The sequence below is a fragment of the Sphingomonas sp. AAP5 genome, from assembly GCF_004354345.1.
In the GTDB taxonomy this organism is placed as follows: domain Bacteria; phylum Pseudomonadota; class Alphaproteobacteria; order Sphingomonadales; family Sphingomonadaceae; genus Sphingomonas; species Sphingomonas glacialis.
Window position 1 is genome coordinate 2,040,786 of record NZ_CP037913.1, and the last position, 19,092, is coordinate 2,059,877.

Consider the following 19,092-nt stretch of genomic DNA (forward strand, 5'->3'; position numbering starts at 1 on the left):
CAACAGATCACGCGACCAGCGCCTGCGCACCGCTATCGGTGTCGGGGTCCGGCCCTGCGGACGCGCCGCCGGGCTCAGGAGGCGGGTCGGCGGGGCGCGCCGCTTCGACCAGCGCATGTGCCTTGACGGTGCCCACGCCGCCGCGCCCGGTATAGGCGGACGGCGGGAAGGTCATCCAGCGTGGTACCCAATCTTCGCAGACAGTGCGGCCACCCGCCCCTGCCAGATGGTCGGCGACGATCTGGCGCAGCGTCTTGCCCATTTCGCCCGCATTGGCGTCGGCAATCATCGGTCCCGCCACCTCGGCGACGAGCGAGAGCAGCACCTCGCGGTCGCGGATCAAGTCGAGAAAGATCGGGTCGGCGTGCCAATAATCCTCCATCCGCACGCCAAGCTGCAGCCCAACCGCCTCGACGGCGGCGCTACCTGCCGCCAGACTTTCGCCCATCACCACCGCGATCACGTCGAACACGGCGGCGTCAGGCAGGTCGAGCAAGCGTAGAAAAACGGCCGAGAGACGATCTCCCGCGGCATCGTAAGGATAGGGACTGCCACCGATCACGGTCGGATCGTCGGGTGAAAAACCGAGCAGATCGAGCACGGCCCGGCGGCGTGCGTCGAACGCGGCCTCGCTCGTGCTGTTCTCGACGCTCTCGGCGATGGCGTCGCTGCGCGAGGTCTGCGGCTCGATCCGCACGCTCCACAGATGCGATCCCCGAATGGCGTGCGCGACCAGGAGGCGCAGCGCCACGTGCGGCGCGCCGGTCAGCGCGGCGCGAACGGCGGCGTGGCGATGCAGATCGATATAGGTCTGCAGCTTGGTGGTCAGTTCGGGACGCGGCGGCGCCTTGCCCGGGCTGTTGTTGTCCCCCTTGGCGATCCGGGCGGCGTCCTTGCGGCTGATATAGCCTTCGTGGAACACCACCTCGCCGCTGGCGCGGACATCGACATAGATACGCCCGCCCTTGCGCTTGGGGGCCTTGTCATACTCCCACGACGCGAATTGCTCGGTCGGGGGCACAATCATGACATCGGCCCAGCCCGCTTCCAGATACGCCACACGCCGCGCCTCGATTTCGGTGTTCTGCGCGGTCCAGAACGCATCGGTATCCGCAAAATAGCGGTCCTCGCCGAACAGGTCGGCGACGATTGCGCCGCCATAGGTCGTCACGTCGAACAGCGCACGCGACACCGCGATCGACTCCCCGCCGAACAGCCACGCCTTCAATTGATGGCCAGCAGGGGGGCGCTGCTCGGGATCGTCCACGAGCGCCAGCCACGCCTTTTGCTGGCTCTTGCTGGCGAGCGTGAGGTGGCGCACGGTGGTACGGTCGATCTCGCCGCGCGCGTAGAGCGCGCGGATCCGTGGCAGCAGATTGCCGAGCGCAAGCGTGCGGCGCACCGCCAGATCGGGCAAGCCAAAGGTCGTGGCGATATCTTCGATGCTGCGCCCTTCGCGCACCAGCCGCGTGAAGGTCGCCCATTGGGTGACCTCGTCGGGATCGAGCCGCGCGAGATTTTCGATCAGCGAAGCCTCGATCGCGGCGGCGTCATCGCCGTCCTCGAGGATCGCGCACGGCACCGGTTCGGCGGTGCCGGTTGCCGGGCAAGCGCCGCGACCAACCGCCAGCCGACCTGCTCAATGCGGTGCAAGCGCTCGGCTCGGGATTTCCGGGGCAGGTCGGGATCGCCGTTCGCGACGTAACGGAAGGATGGATCGTTGGCTATAATGCCGACCGCTTGTTGCCCCAGCAGAGCGTGAGCAAGCTCTGGGTGGCGATCGCAGTGATGGACGCGGTTGATCGGGGCAGGCTGACGTTATCAGACATCGTCACCGTCCGCCGATCGGACCTGACCGTCTTCCACCAACCCATCCTCCCACTGGTAGGAACAGACGGATACAGGACCACGATTGCCGCCTTGCTCGAGGGCGCGATGACACGCAGCGACAACACCTGCAACGACGTGCTGCTTTGGAAAATCGGGGGCCCGCCCGCAATCCGGCGCATGTTGATGCAAAAGGGGATCGCCGGGGTAGGTTTTGGTCCCGGCGAGTGGCTTCTCCAGGCAAAGACCGCAGGTCTCGACTGGAAGCCCGAATGGGCCGGCGGCTGGGGCTTCCTGCAAGCACGCTCGAAAATGAGTGTCGAAGCCCGCAGCAGGGCTCTCAACAGATATCTTGCCGCTCCGTATGATGGCGCGTCCGCCAACGGCGTTACCCTCGGGCTTGCCCGGCTCCAGCGCGGTGAGGTCCTCAGCAGCAGCTCGACTTTGCACCTCCTGACGTTGATGGCAGCCAGCAAGACCGGTCCGCTTCGACTGAAGTCAGGGCTACGTTCCGGGTGGACCTTTGCGCACAAGACGGGAACGGGACAGGATCTTGGCACTTTGTCGACGGGGTATAACGACGTCGGACTTTTGAAGGCGCCAGATGGTCATACATATGCGGTCGCCGTCATGATCGGCAGCACGAGACGTCCCATCGCAGCGCGAATGCAATTCATGGGAAATGTCACGCGGGCGATTATCCGCACGCTCGAATAAGGCCTGCGCCTGCGCGAAAATTTCGTCAGCGCACTCAAGTCGGACTCGCGGGGCGTATCCTCACGTGACGAAGCCTTGGGTCGCCCATTCGGTGCATGACGATCCTATACCCGCGTCTTCGACACCGGCCTTGACGTCGGGCCGGTTGTTCCCTCTCACGGCTATGCCCTGGACGTGGGCGAAGCCTTCAGCGGACTGATGGTCGGGATTTTGCCTGCCGAACCCAAGGTGAAATTCATTTAATTAGCGCTGCTCGCCCACGCGCATAGATAGGCGCCCGTCATTCCTTTGGAAGCATCGGGGCCCCTGTGCTGCAGCTCGTCAAGCTTGCGCTAAGCAAGCCCTATACCTTCGTCGTCCTCGCGATTCTGATCGTCCTGTCGGGCTCGATCGCCTGGATCGAAACCCCGACCGACATCTTTCCGGACATCAAGATCCCGGTGATCGCGGCGGTATGGACCTATCGCGGCCTGCCGCCCAAGGACATGTCGGGCCGGGTCGTCTATTATTACGAACGCTCGCTTTCGACGACCGTCAACGACATCGACCATATCGAGAGCCAGTCGCTCAACGGCGTCGGCATCGTGAAGATCTTCTTCCAGCCCGGCGTCGACATCCGCACCGCCTCGGCGCAGGTGACCGCCGCCTCGCAGACGGTGCTGAAGCAGATGCCGCCGGGGATCACCCCGCCGCAGATTCTCAACTACAACGCCTCGACCGTTCCGATCCTGCAGCTTGCCTTGTCGTCGCGCGCCCTGTCGGAACAGAAGATCTACGACCTCGGGCAAAACTTCATCCGACCCGGGCTGGCCGCGGTGCCGGGCGCTGCGATCCCCTCGCCCTATGGCGGCAAGGAACGCCAGATCCAGATCGATCTCGATCCGGACGCGCTCCAGGCACGCCATCTGTCGGCGAACGATGTCGGGGCGGCACTCGCTGCGCAAAACCAGATCGTCCCTGCCGGCACCGCCAAGATCGGACAGTATGAATATAACGTCCGGCTCAACAACTCGCCCGAGGTGATCGACCAGCTCAACGACTTGCCGATCAAGACGGTCGACGGCACGACCGTGTTCATGCGCGACGTCGCGCATGTCCGCGACGGCTCGCCGCCGCAGCGCAACGTCGTGCGAGTTGATGGCGGCCGCGCCGTCCTGATGACGATCCTCAAATCGGGCGCCGCCTCGACGATTGCCATCGTCGATCAGGCAAAGGCCCTGTTGCCCGCGCTGAAAGCCTCGCTGCCGCCGTCATTGGTGGTCCAGCCGCTATCCGACCAATCGCTGTTCGTGAAGGCGGCGGTCTCCGGGGTCATTCGCGAAGGCGTGATCGCGGCGGCGCTGACCAGCCTGATGATCCTGTTGTTCCTCGGCTCGTGGCGCTCGACCGTCATCATCGCCGCATCGATCCCGCTTGCGATCCTTGCCGCAGTGGCTGGGCTCGCGGTCGCCGGACAAACGCTCAACATCATGACACTCGGCGGCCTTGCGCTCGCGGTCGGCATCCTCGTCGACGATGCGACCGTGACGATCGAGAACATCAATTGGCATCTCGAACAGGGCAAGTCTGTTCGTGACGCGATCCTCGACGGGGCGCAGCAGATCGTCCAGCCGGCTTTGGTCTCGCTGCTGTGCATCTGTATCGCCTTCCTGCCGATGTTCTTCCTGCCGGGCATCGCCGGCTTCCTGTTCGCGCCGATGGCGATGGCCGTGGTGTTCGCGATGATCGCGTCGTTCGTGCTGTCGCGCACGCTCGTCCCGACCATGGGCAACTTCCTGCTGCGCGAGCATGGCACGCCCCATACGGCCGGGATCATGGCGTCGCACGATTCCCGGACCGGGCGTCCGGGCACGCGCAACGTCTTCATCCGCTTCCAGAGCAACTTCGAACACCGCTTCGAAGCCGTGCGAAGCTACTACGTTGCCATTCTCGCATTCGCGCTGGCGCGTCGGCGCAGCTTCGTGCCGGCCTTCATGGCGGTCGTGTTGCTGTCCTTCGCCCTCATCCCGATGCTCGGCCGCAATTTCTTCCCGACGATCGACGCGGGCCAGATCAACCTCCACGTCCGCGCTCCGATCGGCACGCGAATCGAGGAAACCGCGGCGATGTTCGACCATGTCGAGGATCGCATCCGCGCGGTCGTGCCGCCCGATGAACTCGTCTCGATCGTCGACAACATCGGCATGCCCGTGTCGGGGATCAATCGCGCCTATTCGAACACCGGCGGGGTCGGATCGCAGGACGGCGACATCCTGGTCACGCTGGCCAAGGACCACCAGCCGACCGCAGGGTATGTTCGCAAGCTGCGCAAGGTGCTGCCAGAGGCGTTCCCGGGATCGGTCTTCTCGTTCCTGCCGGCCGACATCATCAGCCAGATCCTCAATTTCGGCGCGCCCGCCCCGATCGACGTGATGGTCGCGGGCAGCGATACCAAGAAGGGCGAAGCCTATGCGCATGCATTGGCGGCCAAGCTGCGCCACATCCCCGGGATCGCCGACGTCCGCGTCCAGCAGACCGATGCACAACCCGAATTGGGGTTCGATGTAGACCGCGCACAGGCCGACCGCGTCGGTATCACCGAGAATGACGTGACGCGAAGCCTTGCCGTCAATCTGACCGGCAGCTCGCAGATCGCCCCGGCGTTCTGGCTCAATCCCAAGAACGGCGTGTCCTACCCGATCGTCGTTCAGACCCCGCAATATCGCACCGACTCCTTCTCGGCGCTGCAGAACCTGCCAGTCACGGGGGCAGCGGCCAGCGCGTACCAGATCCTCGGCGCGCTCGGCACGATCCATCGCGAGCCGTCCCCTGCGGTCGTGACGCATTATGCGCTCCAGCAATCGTACGACGTCTACGCCACGACGCAGGGGCGCGACCTCGGCGCGGTGGCGGGCGCGATCCAGAAAGTCCTCGACCAGACGAAGAAGGACCTCCCGACCGGATCGACCGTGACGCTGCGCGGCCAGGTCCAGACGATGAACACTGCCTTTTCGGGACTGGTCTTCGGCCTGATCGGCGCCATCGCGCTGATCTACCTGCTGATCGTGGTCAATTTCCAGAGCTGGGTCGATCCGACGGTGATCGTGTCTGCGCTCCCCGCAGCGTTGGCTGGGATCGTGTGGATGCTGTTCGCCACGCATACGCCACTGTCGGTTCCGGCGCTGACCGGAGCGATCATGTGCATGGGCGTGGCGACCGCCAACTCGGTGCTGGTCGTGACCTTTGCGCGGGAACGCCTTGCCGAGACCGGCGACGCGCTGCGCGCCGCTGCCGAAGCCGGCGCGACCCGCTTCCGGCCCGTCGTGATGACTGCACTCGCGATGATCATCGGCATGGCGCCGATGGCGCTCGGCCTTGGCGAGGGCGGCGAGCAGAATGCACCGCTGGGTCGCGCGGTGATCGGCGGGCTGATCTGCGCGACGCTCGCCACGCTGGTGTTCGTCCCCGTCATCTTCTCGATCGCTCACCGGCGCGAACGCCGCGCCGCTCCTCTCCCCACCACACAGGGAACCTTCGCCCATGCAGAATGATGCAATCGCGGCACCGCCGCCCAAGGGCCTGCGCTCGGCGGGCGTCGTGGCGCTGCTGCTCGCCGGCGGCGTGATCGTCGCGGGCATGTTCGTCCGCTTTCACGATACCAGCGAGGCGCAGACCTGGTCCGATGCCCGCTCGATCCCGACGGTTCATCTGGTCGCGCCCAAGGCCGCGGCAGCAAGTGATGCGCTGAGCCTTTCGGGCACGATGCAGGCCTGGAACATGGCAAAGCTCTATGCGCGCGTGCCGGGGTATGTCAGCGCCTGGTACAAGGACATTGGCGCTTCGGTCGGGGCGGGCACGCCGCTCGGACGGATCGATACGCCTGAACTCGACGAGCAGATAACATCCGCGCGCGCGGCGCTGGTGAGTGCGCAAGCGCATGCGCAACTCGCGCGGAGCACCGCGGCGCGCTGGAACGATCTGTTGACCGACAATTCGGTCTCCAAGCAGGAAGCGGATGAGAAGAACGGCGACCTTGCCGTGCGCAACGCCGCGGTGCTGTCGGCGCGCGCCGATCTCGGGCGACTGCTCGCACAAAAGGCGTTCTCGACCGTGCGCGCGCCCTTCGCGGGTACGGTAACGGCGCGCACCGCCGATATCGGCGACCTGGTCGGCCCGGGCGCAACCGTGCAGCAGCCGATGTTCGCGGTCGCCGACACCCACCAGATTCGCGTGTATGTCAGCATCCCGCAAAGCTATTCGGCGGTCATCACCCCCGGGCTTGCCGCGACGCTGACGGTGCCCGATTATCCCGGAAGCCGGTTCGACGCGCGGGTGGTCGGGACCTCCCAGGCCATCTCCCCGCAAAGCGGTACGTTCCAGGTTCAGCTGATCGCGGCCAACCCGAACAACGCGCTGCGCCCTGGCGGCTTTGCGCAGGTCAATTTCGACGTCCGCGGTCAGGCCAGCACGGTGCAAATCCCTTCGACCACATTGTTGTTCCGGGCGAAGGGAACGCAGGTGGCGACGGTCGGGCCGGATCATCACATCCATCTGCAGCAGGTCACGCTGGGTCGCGATCTCGGCCAGACGGTCGAGGTGCAGTCCGGCTTGGCTCCGAACCAGAAGATCGTCGACAATCCGCCGGATTCGCTCAGCAACGGGCAACTTGTGCGGATCGATGGTGGCGCGAATGGGTAAGCGCCATCGCGCTGGGATCGGGCTTGCAGCGCTGGCGAGCCTCGCTGGCTGTTCATTCGCGCCTGCCTATCATCCGCCCGTGACGATGACGCCGCCGGCCTTCAAGGAGGCGGGCCCGTGGCAACCCGCGCTGCTCGCCAGCGCCGCGACCCGCGACGATTGGTGGACGGTGTTCGGCGATCCGACGCTCAACGCGCTCGAGCAGAAGGTCTCGAGCGACAACCCGACGCTTTCCGGCGCGCTCGCCCGCTACGATGCCGCGCGCGGCTATCTCGGCCAGGCGAAGGCCGGGTTGCTGCCCCAGGTTGGTGCAGACGCGTCGGTCACGCACAACCGGCAGTCGGACAACCGACCGCTGCGCGGGAGCAACCAACCCGATATCTACAGCGCGGACACGATCGAGGGGAGCTTCGGCTACGAACTCGACCTGTGGGGCCGCGTCCGCAACAGCGTCGCTGCGGGCAAGGCCGAGGTCCAAGCGTCGGGCGACGATCTTGCGGCGATACGGCTCAGTCTTCAGGCCGAGCTCGCCTCGGACTATATGGCGCTGCGTGGGTACGATCGCCAGGCGGTCCTGCTGCAGCAGACGGTCGATGCGTACGCCAAGGCGGACCATTTGATCGCGCGGCGTTTCCAGGCTGGGATCGTGAGCGGGATCGAAACGGGCCGATCGGGTGCGCAACTGGACGAGGCGCGCGCGCAACTCGCCGACGTCGCCGCGTCGCGCGCGTTGACCGAACACGCCATTGCCAGCCTGGTCGGAACCCCGGCTTCGAGTTTTAAATTGGCGCCGTCGGCGACCGCGTTCGCCATTCCTGCGATTCCGGTCGGCGTGCCGGCGACCTTGGTCGAGCGACGTCCGGATATTGCGGCGGCCGAGCGGCGCATGGCCTCGGCCAACGCCGAGATCGGGATCGCCAAGGCTGCCTTTTTCCCCGCGATCCGGCTTGGCGGCAGCGGGGGGTTTCAGAATACCGGGCTGCCGGGATTGCTCTCGGCCTCGAACACGATCTGGTCGATTGGTCCGAGCACGGTCCTCAGCCTGTTCGACGGTGGACGCCGTCGCGCCGAACTCGCCGTCGCCCGCGCGCGCTGGGCGAGTGCCGGTGCGGACTATCGTGCGACGGTTCTGGCCGCCTTCCAGCAGGTCGAGGACAATCTCGCCCGCAGTCGCCATCTTGGCGATGAGGCGGCGGCTGAAGACGACGCCGTGCGGCAGGCGGCATCAACCGAACGCCTTTCGCTCAACCGGTACAGCAAGGGGGCTGTCAGCTATCTCGAACTGTTCACCGCGCAGACCACGGCGTTGCGCACCAGGCGAACGCTGATCGACCTCCAGACGCGCCAGCTCCAGGCATCGATCGGCCTGATGCGCGCGCTCGGTGGGGGATGGCATAGCTGATGCATCAGAATGCCGATCATGACGGGTCTCTATCCGAAAACCCGCGCGCGAACATGCGCCTTGCGAATCCAAGGAACCAAGGATGAGCTTTGCCTACCTCTATCTCGCGGTCATCACTGGCGGTTTGGGGGGGCTCACAGCCTCGTCGGCCCATCCTCCAGTAGCACCCGTCTTCGATGAAGAAATTTGCCCATCAACGGCCGCGCCGATGGCGGATGCCACTCCATGTTACATAGTGAACAAGTCGCCCAAACATCATCGTCGGGTTGTACGTCCCAAACCTGCTCGGGAGGCTCTGGATAGATCGGCATTGGGGTCACCGGAGAACCAGGGGCAACACCCCTAGGCGGCCGTCGACCTAAAGCGAATTTCTCACAACCGCTTGCTAAACGAAACTTTCCCCAAGTTGTCGCAACAACATAGCATGACGAGATTACTGAAATTGCGAGATGCAGGCGCCAGGACCGCACGCTCATGCGCCGTGAAACGAACCGACTAGTCGTTTTGAGGATTTGACGGTTTGGGAGCGGTCGTCGGCGCCGTGTCGGCCTTGCCATCTGGCGCAGTCGCTCTGTCGGTTGACGGCGGCGAGCAGGTCTCCCCGGAAGACGTTGCTACGCAGTGCTTCACCGGCTTCGAAGCGCGCGCTTTACGGCAGACCGTGCTCCATCCTGTAAACAAGCAATGCGAATCTTGCGCCGGATCGAGGGAGGCAAGGATCAGAGCTGCAAAGAGCATCATATTGAATATCGCCTTTCGTCGGTGTTTGAGGATGGGCAATCGTTTCAGGTCAGCAAAACTGTGCCGCTAAATCCGTCCCCGCGCACCGATATTTACGCCGCCTAGTCGAAGTCTTCGTCGATCGATCCGGTGGCATGTGGGTCTTGCACTCGGCGGAATGGAATAACGGTCTTGAACCTACACCGATCAAGGCGTGGCGCATCTTAAATGAATTTCACTTGGCGCGATGGCGCGGCACCGAAGGCCAGGCGCGCCGTCATCCAGCGCCGCGGGCGATCCGCCTCCGCCGCTGCATCCTAACGCCCCCGTCGGGCAAACTGTTGGCGTGCAGGGCGCCGACGTAATCCACCGTGGCAAATCATGGCCCTGTCGCCGATGCGGCGCTGGCCGCACCATGAATTTTACCAGTCAGACGCTCCACCGCGGACCCATCGCGCTCGGCGGGAGTATCGCCTCCGTTCGGAAGGTATCCAAAGGAGGCGAGCTGATGATCGCAGCAGATGTGTTCACGACCCTAGACGTGGAACTCAAGCCGGACCCCTCGCGCACCGTCATCCGGCCGTTCAGCTTTGCCTATCCGGATGCATTTGCACAGGAACCGACCCGTATCCAGGACGTCGCGACGCGCGTACTTGCGCTCGAGCCCAAGACCCGCGACCGCATGCTGAGCCTCCTTACGGACGCGATGGAAGCACGCCACCACAATGTGAAGGACCTTTTCCTACGGCGATTTGGGGAAATGGAGGGCGAGCTCGCAGACATCCACGTCGAGGCCGAGCGTGATCGGCTTCTGCTTGGGGCGTATTACAGCCAGGAATATGCATTCGAGTCTGCCGCATTGTTCAACCCGAGCATCGTGACCGTACCCGATCAGGATCCAAACGACGAAAGCGTTCGCTTCATCGTTTCGTTGCGCGGCGTCGGCGAGGGTCATATCTCGTCCGTGACGTTCAGGACCGGGCTGTGGGACGGGGGCACCGGGCTGATCGTCGATCCGCCGAGCGCGCAAGGCGTTCCGCCCCGGATCGAAAGCGACAACGATGGCTGGGTGCGGATGCGGGCCGACGACAGTCAGGACATTTCCGAGACCGTGATTTTCCCGATCCTCCCCAGCCAGCGACAGGGCGTCGAGGATCTGCGTCTCGTCCGCTTCACCGATCATGACGGGGTTGAAAGCGTCATCGGAACCTACACTGCGTTCGATGGCAGCGCGGCGCGCGCGGAACTGCTGCGCGGCGTCGATCAGCGAACCTTCGAGATGCGCGCGCTCACCGGGGACATGGCGGGGTACAAGGGCATGGCGCTTTTCCCGCGCCGGATCGACGGGCGGTTCGCCATGATCGGCCGCCAGGACAGCGTGAACCTCTGGTTGCTCTATTCCGACGATCTCCACACTTGGGAAAAGGGGACGCGGATTATGGGGCCGAGATACCCATGGGAGTTTGTCCAGATCGGCAATTGTGGCTCGCCGATCGAAATCGATGAAGGCTGGCTGCTGTTCACGCACGGCGTCGGCATGATCCGTGGCTATTGCGTCGGCGCGTGCCTGCTCGACAAGGACGATCCGAGCAAGGTCCTTGCCAGAACACCCTCCCCGCTCCTGTTCCCCTCGGCCGAACAGCGCGGCGGCTATGTCCCGAACGTGACCTACAGCTGTGGTGCGCTGCTCCACGGACGGCGCATCCTTCTACCGTACGCCATTGGTGATGAGTACACCGCTTTCGCTACCGGAAGCGTCGACGACCTGCTCTCCGTGATGGAGGCGTAAGGCGGCGAAGATCGGATAAGGCCGATCCAAGCCGTCGCCGCCATATTTCGGTTATTCGCCCCAACATGCAAATTGCGGCGTTTTTGTTACGGTCGATGTAATCGCCCCGACCCCCGTCGCGTGTAGCGGCCGCCTGGCAAGGACAAAAGTGTCCAAAGCTAAGGGAACCCATTTATGCTTCACGCAACCGGTCTGCGCCTTCACTTGTTGGTCGGCAGCGCCTTGATTGCTGTCCTGGCGTCTCCGGCGCTCGCGCAAACGGCACCCGCCAGCGATGCTCCGGCAACCACGCCGGCCGCTGACACCGGCACCACCACGCCCGCCGCAGCGCCCCAGGATCAAAGCGCTGGAATCGGCGACATCGTCGTGACCGCGACGCGCCGCGAGACAAACCTGCAGAAGACACCGATCTCGATCAGCGTGCTGAACTCGCAGGGGATCGCCGATCGGCATGTGCTCAGCCTGTTCAACCTCGCCGATGGCTCGATCCCGTCGTTGCGCATCGCGACGTTCGAGGCGCGTCAGTCGGCGTTGACGATCGGCATCCGCGGCATCGTGCCGTACGATCAGAACCAGACCGCGCGTGACGCGGGCGTTGGCGTCTATATCGACGGGGTCGCACTCAACAAGACGCAGGGCCTGAACGCCGCCTTGTTCGACATCGAGCGCATCGAAGTGCTGAAAGGCCCGCAGGGCACGCTGTTCGGCCGCAACACCGAAGGCGGCGCGCTGTCGCTGGTAACGAAGGCCCCAACCGGCGTTTTCGACGGCCGCATGACGGCTGGCGTCGGCAATTATGGCAGCCACAATGCCGATCTGCATGTCGATCTGCCCTCCTTCTACAATATCTCGCTGAAGTTCGACGGCGTTTACCAGCATCAAGACGCGACCGTGAAGAATCCGCTCGCCGGCTCGGTCGGCTGGAACTATTACGACCGCAAGGGTGGACGCGCGGCAGCCCGCTGGCAGCCGATCGAAGGCCTAACCGCCGACTTCGCCTATGACTATGCGAAGGACGACAATACCCCGCAGTACAGCCAGTTGGTCAGCTACAACCCCAACGGGTACAACGTCGGCACCTATGGGGGTGCTACCGGCACCACGCTTCAGTTCAACGGGACCAACTGCAACGTGGCCGTTCCCGCTACCGGCGGCGTGAGCAATCCCTGTATTGCGCCGAAGGCGCCGCTCGTCGGCGTCCATAGCGAGCGTCAAACCGTTGCCGACGTCGGTGTGCCGCAACAGGTCAGCACCGACATCACGCACGGCTTCTCGGCCAACCTGAAATACAAGCTCGCACCTTGGATCGAGTTGCGCTCGATCACCGCCTGGCGCGGCGTCAGCACGGACCAGTGGGACAATTCGGGCGGCCCAGAGCGCGTGACCTATGCGCCGAACGCGACCTTCAGCCGCTACAGCCTGTCGTTCCTTCGGCAGCACCAGTTCAGCCAGGAATTCCAGGCCGTCGGCAGCATTCCGCAGTTCGATTATGTCGTCGGTGCTTACTATTACACCGAAGACACGAGCGAATATGCGGCCACGCCAACAACCAACACTTGGAACGCTGACGGCACGGCCTACACGATCCGCAGCCCGATCGTCAGCGGGGCCATCACGTCGGCGAACTCGGGCTATCAGCCTGGTTACCAATTCATCACGCGCGACAGCCAGGCGAGCGATCACAATTATTCGGTGTTCGGCAACCTGACCTATACCCCCGCCGGTCTGGACATCGTCCACCTGACCGCTGGTGGTCGCTACACAAAGGACAAGCGCCGCGGCACACTGTCGATCGTCAACGGTGACACAACGCCGAACAATGCGATCAACGGCGTGTTCTCGTTCTCGAACGAGGTCAATCGCTTCGACCCGATGCTAAACCTCGCCGTCGATGCAACGCGCGACATTCACCTGTACGCGAAATACGCCACCGGTTTCCGTGCCGGCGGTGCGAACGACCGCTCGCAGAGCTTCAACGCCTTTGGTCCAGAGTCGGTCAAGTCGTATGAAATCGGCGCGAAGATGGACTTCTGGAACCATCGCGCGCGTCTGAACCTTGCCGGCTATATCATGGACCGGAGCAACACACAGTTCGACTTCGATCTGTACGACACCGCCACCGGCAGCCCGACGATCAACTCGCACATCGAGCAGACCCAGAACGCCGGCAACAGCAAGATCCGCGGAATCGAAGCCGATCTGACGGTCAAGCCGTTCCCGCAACTGACGCTCACGGGTTCGTATGCCTACACCTATTGGAAGGCCCCGTCGGCGGTGAACTCGATCACCGGCGGTCTCCCGCAGCAGCTCTACATCGTCTACACCCCGACGAACGCCGCTTCGGGCTCGATCGATTACGTCACCCCGGTTCACATCGGCGACGCAAGCGTTCGTCTCCATCTCGACGGTAACTATGCGAGCAGCCAGTACAGCTTCCAGCTTGAACCGACCAAGACCGACGCAAGCTTCGTGATGAACGGGCGCCTTGCTCTCGCCGATATTTCGGTCACTGACCATAACAAGGTCACGGTATCGGTGTGGGCGCGCAACCTGCTCGACACGACCTACATCTACCGTCGTTCGGCCGCGAATTCGTCGCCGACCTACAACTACAATGGGGCCAAGCTGGTTTCGACCAGCTACAGTGGCATCCTCGGCGATTACGCCAACTACAACCCGCCGCGGACCTGGGGCCTCGAACTCTCGGCGAAGTTCTGACCTCGTAAAGCGCTGGAACCCTTCCTTCGGGCGGGGTTCCAGCTGCCTTCTCCGACTTGCGCCGCAAAAGCGAAACCCGCTGTCGTGAAACGTCTTACCGCGGTCAGCCCCTGGCGAGCGCCATATAGCCGACCCCGCGGGCAGTCACGATCACCTCATCGGCGTCAAGCATCGTTAACCGGCGGCGCACCTCCGCGATCGTCGATGTGAGCGTACTCGCAACCGCATCATCCCGAAATTTCCAGATGCTCGCGTAGAGATTCTCTCGGGGTACAACGGTCCCCGCGCGTTCGGCCAAGGCCCAGAGCAATCGGATCTGCGTGCGACTGAGCGCGACACACCGATTGCCCCGAGCGACGGTGCGCGCGCCCTGGTCGATCTCCAATTCACCCAGCCGAATACGACTGATCCGTGCAGCGGCTGTCTGCGGATGCAACACTGCGTTCGCATGGTGTTCGATCTCGGTCGCCGTCACTGGCTTGGCGAGGAAGATATCCGCACCTGCATCCTGCGCCACACGACGCAGCCCGACGCTGTTGTGCTGGGACAGCAGGACAATCGGCTCGCGCACATTGCGTCGCCGTAAATGGCGAACGACCTCTGGGCCTTGAAGATAAGGTGCGCAATCGTCGACTACAATGACATCGAATTCATTGCTCTCAGGCAATGAAAGCGCAATTAGTCCGCTGGCATCCGAATGATATGGATAGCCTGAAGCAACGCACTGGCTGATCAGCTGATGCGTTGTTCGATCATCCGATGAAATTATAAGAAATCTCACCGCGATTATTCGCCTTATCTGTAAATATTCATGCCTCGCATGCCGCGATGACGAACTTTCCTATCTCCCAATCTCGAACGTCCGGAAAGTGAAATGAAATTCACTTCGCGATCCTCGATCGAGCTGGTCAAGGCAGCGTGCTCATCGACTGGCCTGCGCTTGCCGACGGATTCGCCTCGGCAATGGGTGAGGAGACGGAGCACCGCCCACGGTCAGAGCGCTGCGTGTCGCAGCTGCTTACGCCGCTGGCACCGCATATAGGCGGGGACGATCGACTATGATCGCGCGGCAGGAATCTCTAGGCAGGACTGGATGAGCACGCGCTTTCTTCTCAAAACATGGGCAACACTGCGCCGTCAGACCCGCGCCAGCGAGCTCGCATTCATCTTGGTCGCCGTTGGCATCGGGGCATGCTCTGGCTTGGCAAGCGCAGTCATCGGCGCGCTTGCCCGAACCCTGCAGCATTGGCTGTTTGCGCTTCCGGCAACGACGCGGCTCAGTTCGTTACCAACGCTTGGCTGGTCGGCGTTATTGGCGCTGCCGCTCGGTGGCGCACTGCTGGCGCTCTTTTCCTGGGTTACCAAGGTCCGCCGACGGCGGCTCGTGGACGCGGTGGAAGCGAACGCGCTGCACGGCGGCCGCATTTCGATGCCGGACAGCCTGATCATCGCGGGCCAGACAGTTGTGTCGAACGGGTTTGGCGCATCGGTTGGGCTGGAAGCAGCCTATGCGCAGGTCGGCGGCGCTCTGGCATCCTTCGCTGGCAAGGCCCTCAATCTTCGCCGCTCGGACCTGCGCATCCTCGTCGGGGCGGGTGCCGGCGCCGCGATCGCCGGAGCCTTCGGGGCACCGCTGGCAGGCGCCTTCTACGCATTCGAAATCGTGATCGGCGCCTATACGCCCGTATCGCTGGCCCCAGTTGTCGCGGCTGCACTGACTGGGTCCTTCGTCGCCCAGCTTTGCGGAGCGCAACCCTATTTGATCGAGGAAGTGTCGGGCACGCAGGTCGAAACCCACCATTACCTCATCTACGCCGGGCTGGCCGTGATCTGCGCCCTAATTGGCATCGCGCTGATGCGTGCAGTGGCCTTGGTCGAGGCTGGCGCACGGCGGGCAAAGTTGCCCACTTGGGCGCGGCCGGCCGTGGGCGGCGCATTGCTCATACCGGTCGCAATGATCTCCCCGCAGGCGCTGTCGGCTGGGCATGGCGCGCTCCATGCCGATCTGATGATCGGCACTTCGCTCGGCTTCATCGCGCTGGTCCTGGCGCTCAAAAGCCTGGCCTCGATCATCTCGCTTGGCTTCGGCTTCCGCGGCGGCCTATTCTTTGCCTCGCTGTTTCTCGGGACGCTGGCCGGGCATCTGTTCGCGGGTCTCCTCGAGCTGGCGGTCGGCTATCCCGTGATCGATCCTTCGAATGCGGCGATGGTCGGCATGGCCGCGCTTGCGGTCGCGGTCATCGGCGGCCCTTTCACCATGGCAATGCTGGTGCTGGAGGCGACCCGCAACTGGTCGTTGACGGGTGCGGTGCTGGCCGCCTCGCTGGTCGCGTCCACGCTGGTGCGCGCAGCGTTCGGCTATTCCTTCTCGACCTGGCGGCTGCACTTGCGCGGCGAGACGATCAAGAGTGCGCGCGACATCGGGTGGGTTCGTTCGCTAACCGCCGGTCGGATAATGCGCCGCGAAACGAGCAAGACGCAGGCCGATTTGACGATCGACGAGTTTCGTCGGTGCTTTCCGCTTGGTGCAACCAGCCGCGTGGTGCTCGTCGATGCAGCTGGCCACTATGCCGGCATTGCACAGACCGCGGCTGCGTATGCCGAAGGGGTCGATCCGGCGAATGACGTTGCCACGCTGGCCGTCAACAAGGACGCCGCGCTGACGCCCGAGATGGACATTCTGGCGATCATGAAGCGTTTCGACGCGTCGGGCGCGGACGAGCTCGCCGTGCTGGATGAGGACCGGTCGATCCTCGGCCTGCTCTCCGAAGCCTTCGTTCGCCGACGCTATGGCGAGGAACTGGACAAGAGCCAGCGCGAGCTGTTCGGGGAGGGCTAATTTGACTTGATGCGGGCAGCTGATCGGCCGAGGATCCAACGGGTCGCGATTGGCCCCAGGCGTAACGAAAACCCGCTTCGCGCGTTGGACCGCGCTATGGAAGCTCAGCAGCAAAAGGACGTCGAAAGGACGCATTCGAAACTCGCCGACAGCGCGGGCAAGCTGACGCAAAGCGCTGAACAGCAGACCGAAAGCGCCGACCGTCGCACCGAACTTGCAGCGGACCGAACCGTGCTCGCGGCCGAGCGCACTTATGCTGCCTGGGTACGCACCGGTCTCGCCGCTCTGGCGTCGGGCATTGGCGCGCGCTCGCTACTCAACACGCTTGTGGCCAACTGGCTGATCGATCTTGCCGGATCGGTGCTGATCTTGTTCAGCGCCTTCTGTTTCGCCGCGGCGGTATGGCGGCAGATCGGGAAGGTCGCGCCACCCTGCCCCGATACGCGCCGCATTCCGCCGGCGCTGCTGATCCTGGTCAACGGTGTCTTGGTGCTGGTAAGCTTAGCCGCCTTGGTCGGGATGTGGGCGCGGTGACGACGCAACAGGTTCTTTCCTTTTCGATTATCGGTGGTGCCATCCTCTGCTTTGCGTGGGGTCGCTTCCGCTATGATCTCGTCTCGCTGGTAGCCTTGCTCGTCGGCCTCGTCGTCGGCGTCGTGCCTGCCAAAACGGCGTTCAGCGGCTTTACCAGCGATGTCGTCATCATCATCGCGTCCGCCCTGGTGGTGAGTGCCGGAATTGCGCGGTCCGGCGTAATCGAATGGGCGATCCGGCCGGTGACCGCTCGGCTGAAGCGCCCTCGGTCGCAGGTACCCGTCATGGCTGGCGCAACCGCCATGCTCTCGATCTTCACCAAGAATGTCGGCGCGCTCGCGATCCTGATGCCGGTCGCGCTGCGCATGGGGCGCGAAAAGGAATCGTCCCCCACATCCTTGCTTATGCCGATGTCCTTCATGTCGCTGCTTGGAGGTCTGGTGACGCTGGTCGGGACCTCGACCAACATCATCGTAAGCCAGGTGCGCGAGCAGACGTTGGGCCAGCCCTTCCACATGTTCGATTTCGCGCCAGTCGGTCTTGTGCTCACGCTGCTCGGGCTCGTGTTCGTCAGCTTTGGCTGGCGCTTGCTGCCCCGCGACCGGCAGGGTCGCGCGGCATTGGGCGAAGTGACGGCGGCTGCGCCTTACAGCACCGAGGCCAAGATAGCCGATTCCTTGCCGGCGACCCTCCAGACTGTCGCAGACCTCAAACTGGACGAGGACGGCGTGAAGCCGCTCGCGCTCATCCTGCCCGATGGCGCGCGTCGATCGCCGACGCCCGAGATGCCGCTCGTCGCAGGCGCAACGCTGATCCTCGAGGGAGACGACGCCGCGCTCGACCGGGCGCTGGCGCGCTTGCCGCTGACCTCGGAGCGCGACAAGGCGTCGCTCGAGAAGGAAAGCGCTGCCGAGGAGACGCGCACGATCGAGGCCGTCGTTCAGCCCAATTCCCAGCTGATCGGCGAGACGGCCGAGCGCACCCGGATGCAGGAGCGCTATGGCGTGCAACTGCTTGGCATAGCGCGCAATCGCGAACGCATCACCGATCGCATGCGCGATGTCAGCTTGCGCGCCGGCGATATGCTGGTGCTGCGCGCCGGCGAGACCGCATTGCCCGATACGATGGCCAACCTCGGTCTGCTGCCACTCGCCGAACGATCAGTGCGGATCGGGGATCAGCGCGGGCGCTGGTTGCCCGTGCTGATCCTTGCCGTGGCAATGCTGTTGCTTGCATTGCGCGTCGTGCCGGTTGCGACCGCCTTTTTTGGGGCAGCGGTGATGATGGTCGTCGTCGGAGCCCTGTCGATGCGCGAGGCGATCGAATCGCTTGAGCCCGAAGTGTTGATCTTGATCGGCGCGCTGACGCCTTTGAGCGAAGCGGTGCGACAGACCGGCGGGACCGACCTCGTCGCGCAGCTGCTCGTCGGCCAGTTGCACGGCCTGGCGCCGATGCTGGCGCTCGGTGCCATCATGATCGTCGCAATGGCCTGCTCGCCGTTTTTGCATAACGCACCGACCGTGCTCGTGCTGGGGCCGATCGCGGTCAGCGTCGCCAAAGGTCTTTGCCTGGGTCCCGACGCGTTCTTGATGGCGGTGGCGACCGGCGCGGGGTGCGATTTTCTCACCCCCATCGGTCATCAGTGCAATACGCTGGTGATGGGACCGGGGGGATATCGCTTTGGCGATTATTGGCGGCTCGGATTGCCACTATCGTTCCTCGTCATTCTTGTGGGGACGCCAATGATCGCCTGGATCTGGCATCTGGGCCTTTGAACGTATCGGCGCGCCGGCCAATTCGGTCGCGCTGCTCCTGCCAAAGCCGGGCCGCCTCGCCAAAGCGCGCCCAAGCGCAGTATGAGACCGCGCC

General features: G+C 63.9%; 11 protein-coding genes. 9 read left to right on the forward strand and 2 right to left on the reverse strand.

What is annotated here, in order from left to right:
* Positions 1-7 precede the first annotated feature (7 nt).
* Positions 8-1,582: a ParB/RepB/Spo0J family partition protein gene (locus tag E2E30_RS09425; RefSeq protein ID WP_206365546.1), complete on the reverse strand. Its 1,575-nt coding sequence runs from the start codon at positions 1,580-1,582 to the stop codon at positions 8-10.
* Between the two features lie 17 nt (positions 1,583-1,599).
* Between E2E30_RS09425 and E2E30_RS09430 the strand changes: the two genes are divergently transcribed.
* The 6 genes from E2E30_RS09430 (at position 1,600) to E2E30_RS09455 (ending at position 13,850) form a co-directional block, all read left to right on the forward strand.
* Entirely contained in the window at positions 1,600-2,544 is a 945-nt protein-coding gene (locus tag E2E30_RS09430; RefSeq protein ID WP_240698895.1) for a serine hydrolase, read from the forward strand.
* Between the two features lie 308 nt (positions 2,545-2,852).
* Positions 2,853-6,074, forward strand: a complete 3,222-nt coding sequence (locus tag E2E30_RS09435) for an efflux RND transporter permease subunit (RefSeq protein WP_133189218.1) — start codon at positions 2,853-2,855, stop codon at positions 6,072-6,074.
* Positions 6,064-7,221, forward strand: coding sequence for an efflux RND transporter periplasmic adaptor subunit (locus E2E30_RS09440; RefSeq protein WP_133189220.1), 1,158 nt, complete (start codon positions 6,064-6,066; stop codon positions 7,219-7,221). Before E2E30_RS09435 ends, E2E30_RS09440 begins: the two co-directional genes overlap by 11 nt.
* Complete coding sequence (locus tag E2E30_RS09445) at positions 7,214-8,623, forward strand: efflux transporter outer membrane subunit (RefSeq protein ID WP_165954494.1); 1,410 nt, start codon at positions 7,214-7,216, stop codon at positions 8,621-8,623. Before E2E30_RS09440 ends, E2E30_RS09445 begins: the two co-directional genes overlap by 8 nt.
* Positions 8,624-9,851: 1,228 nt before the next feature.
* Positions 9,852-11,132: a glycoside hydrolase family 130 protein gene (locus tag E2E30_RS09450; RefSeq protein WP_133192020.1), complete on the forward strand. Its 1,281-nt coding sequence runs from the start codon at positions 9,852-9,854 to the stop codon at positions 11,130-11,132.
* A 174-nt stretch (positions 11,133-11,306) separates the two neighbouring features.
* Positions 11,307-13,850 (forward strand): TonB-dependent receptor, encoded by a 2,544-nt coding sequence (locus E2E30_RS09455; RefSeq protein ID WP_206365547.1) that lies wholly within the window; start codon positions 11,307-11,309, stop codon positions 13,848-13,850.
* Between the two features lie 103 nt (positions 13,851-13,953).
* On the opposite strand, the gene E2E30_RS09460 is transcribed toward E2E30_RS09455, so the two are convergent.
* The gene (locus E2E30_RS09460; protein ID WP_133189224.1) at positions 13,954-14,631 is read right to left on the reverse strand and encodes a response regulator transcription factor; all 678 of its coding nucleotides are present in this window, start codon (positions 14,629-14,631) and stop codon (positions 13,954-13,956) included.
* A 312-nt stretch (positions 14,632-14,943) separates the two neighbouring features.
* Here E2E30_RS09460 and E2E30_RS09465 point away from each other — a divergent pair, with 312 nt between their 5' ends.
* From E2E30_RS09465 to E2E30_RS09475, 3 genes are all read left to right on the forward strand, one after another.
* Positions 14,944-16,689, forward strand: coding sequence for a chloride channel protein (locus E2E30_RS09465; protein ID WP_133189226.1), 1,746 nt, complete (start codon positions 14,944-14,946; stop codon positions 16,687-16,689).
* A 96-nt stretch (positions 16,690-16,785) separates the two neighbouring features.
* Positions 16,786-17,223, forward strand: a complete 438-nt coding sequence (locus tag E2E30_RS09470; RefSeq protein WP_133189228.1) for a YidH family protein — start codon at positions 16,786-16,788, stop codon at positions 17,221-17,223.
* Positions 17,220-18,998, forward strand: coding sequence for an SLC13 family permease (locus E2E30_RS09475; RefSeq protein ID WP_133189230.1), 1,779 nt, complete (start codon positions 17,220-17,222; stop codon positions 18,996-18,998). Before E2E30_RS09470 ends, E2E30_RS09475 begins: the two co-directional genes overlap by 4 nt.
* Positions 18,999-19,092 lie beyond the last annotated feature (94 nt).

Bases quoted from the DNA above. Each gene is read 5' to 3' on its own strand.
- E2E30_RS09440 (WP_133189220.1), top strand. From the start codon at position 6,064: ATGCAGAATGATGCAATCGCGGCACCGCCGCCCAAGGGCCTGCGCTCG.
- E2E30_RS09445 (WP_165954494.1), top strand. From the start codon at position 7,214: ATGGGTAAGCGCCATCGCGCTGGGATCGGGCTTGCAGCGCTGGCGAGC.
- E2E30_RS09450 (WP_133192020.1), top strand. From the start codon at position 9,852: ATGATCGCAGCAGATGTGTTCACGACCCTAGACGTGGAACTCAAGCCG.
- E2E30_RS09455 (WP_206365547.1), top strand. From the start codon at position 11,307: ATGCTTCACGCAACCGGTCTGCGCCTTCACTTGTTGGTCGGCAGCGCC.
- E2E30_RS09465 (WP_133189226.1), top strand. From the start codon at position 14,944: ATGAGCACGCGCTTTCTTCTCAAAACATGGGCAACACTGCGCCGTCAG.
- E2E30_RS09470 (WP_133189228.1), top strand. From the start codon at position 16,786: ATGGAAGCTCAGCAGCAAAAGGACGTCGAAAGGACGCATTCGAAACTC.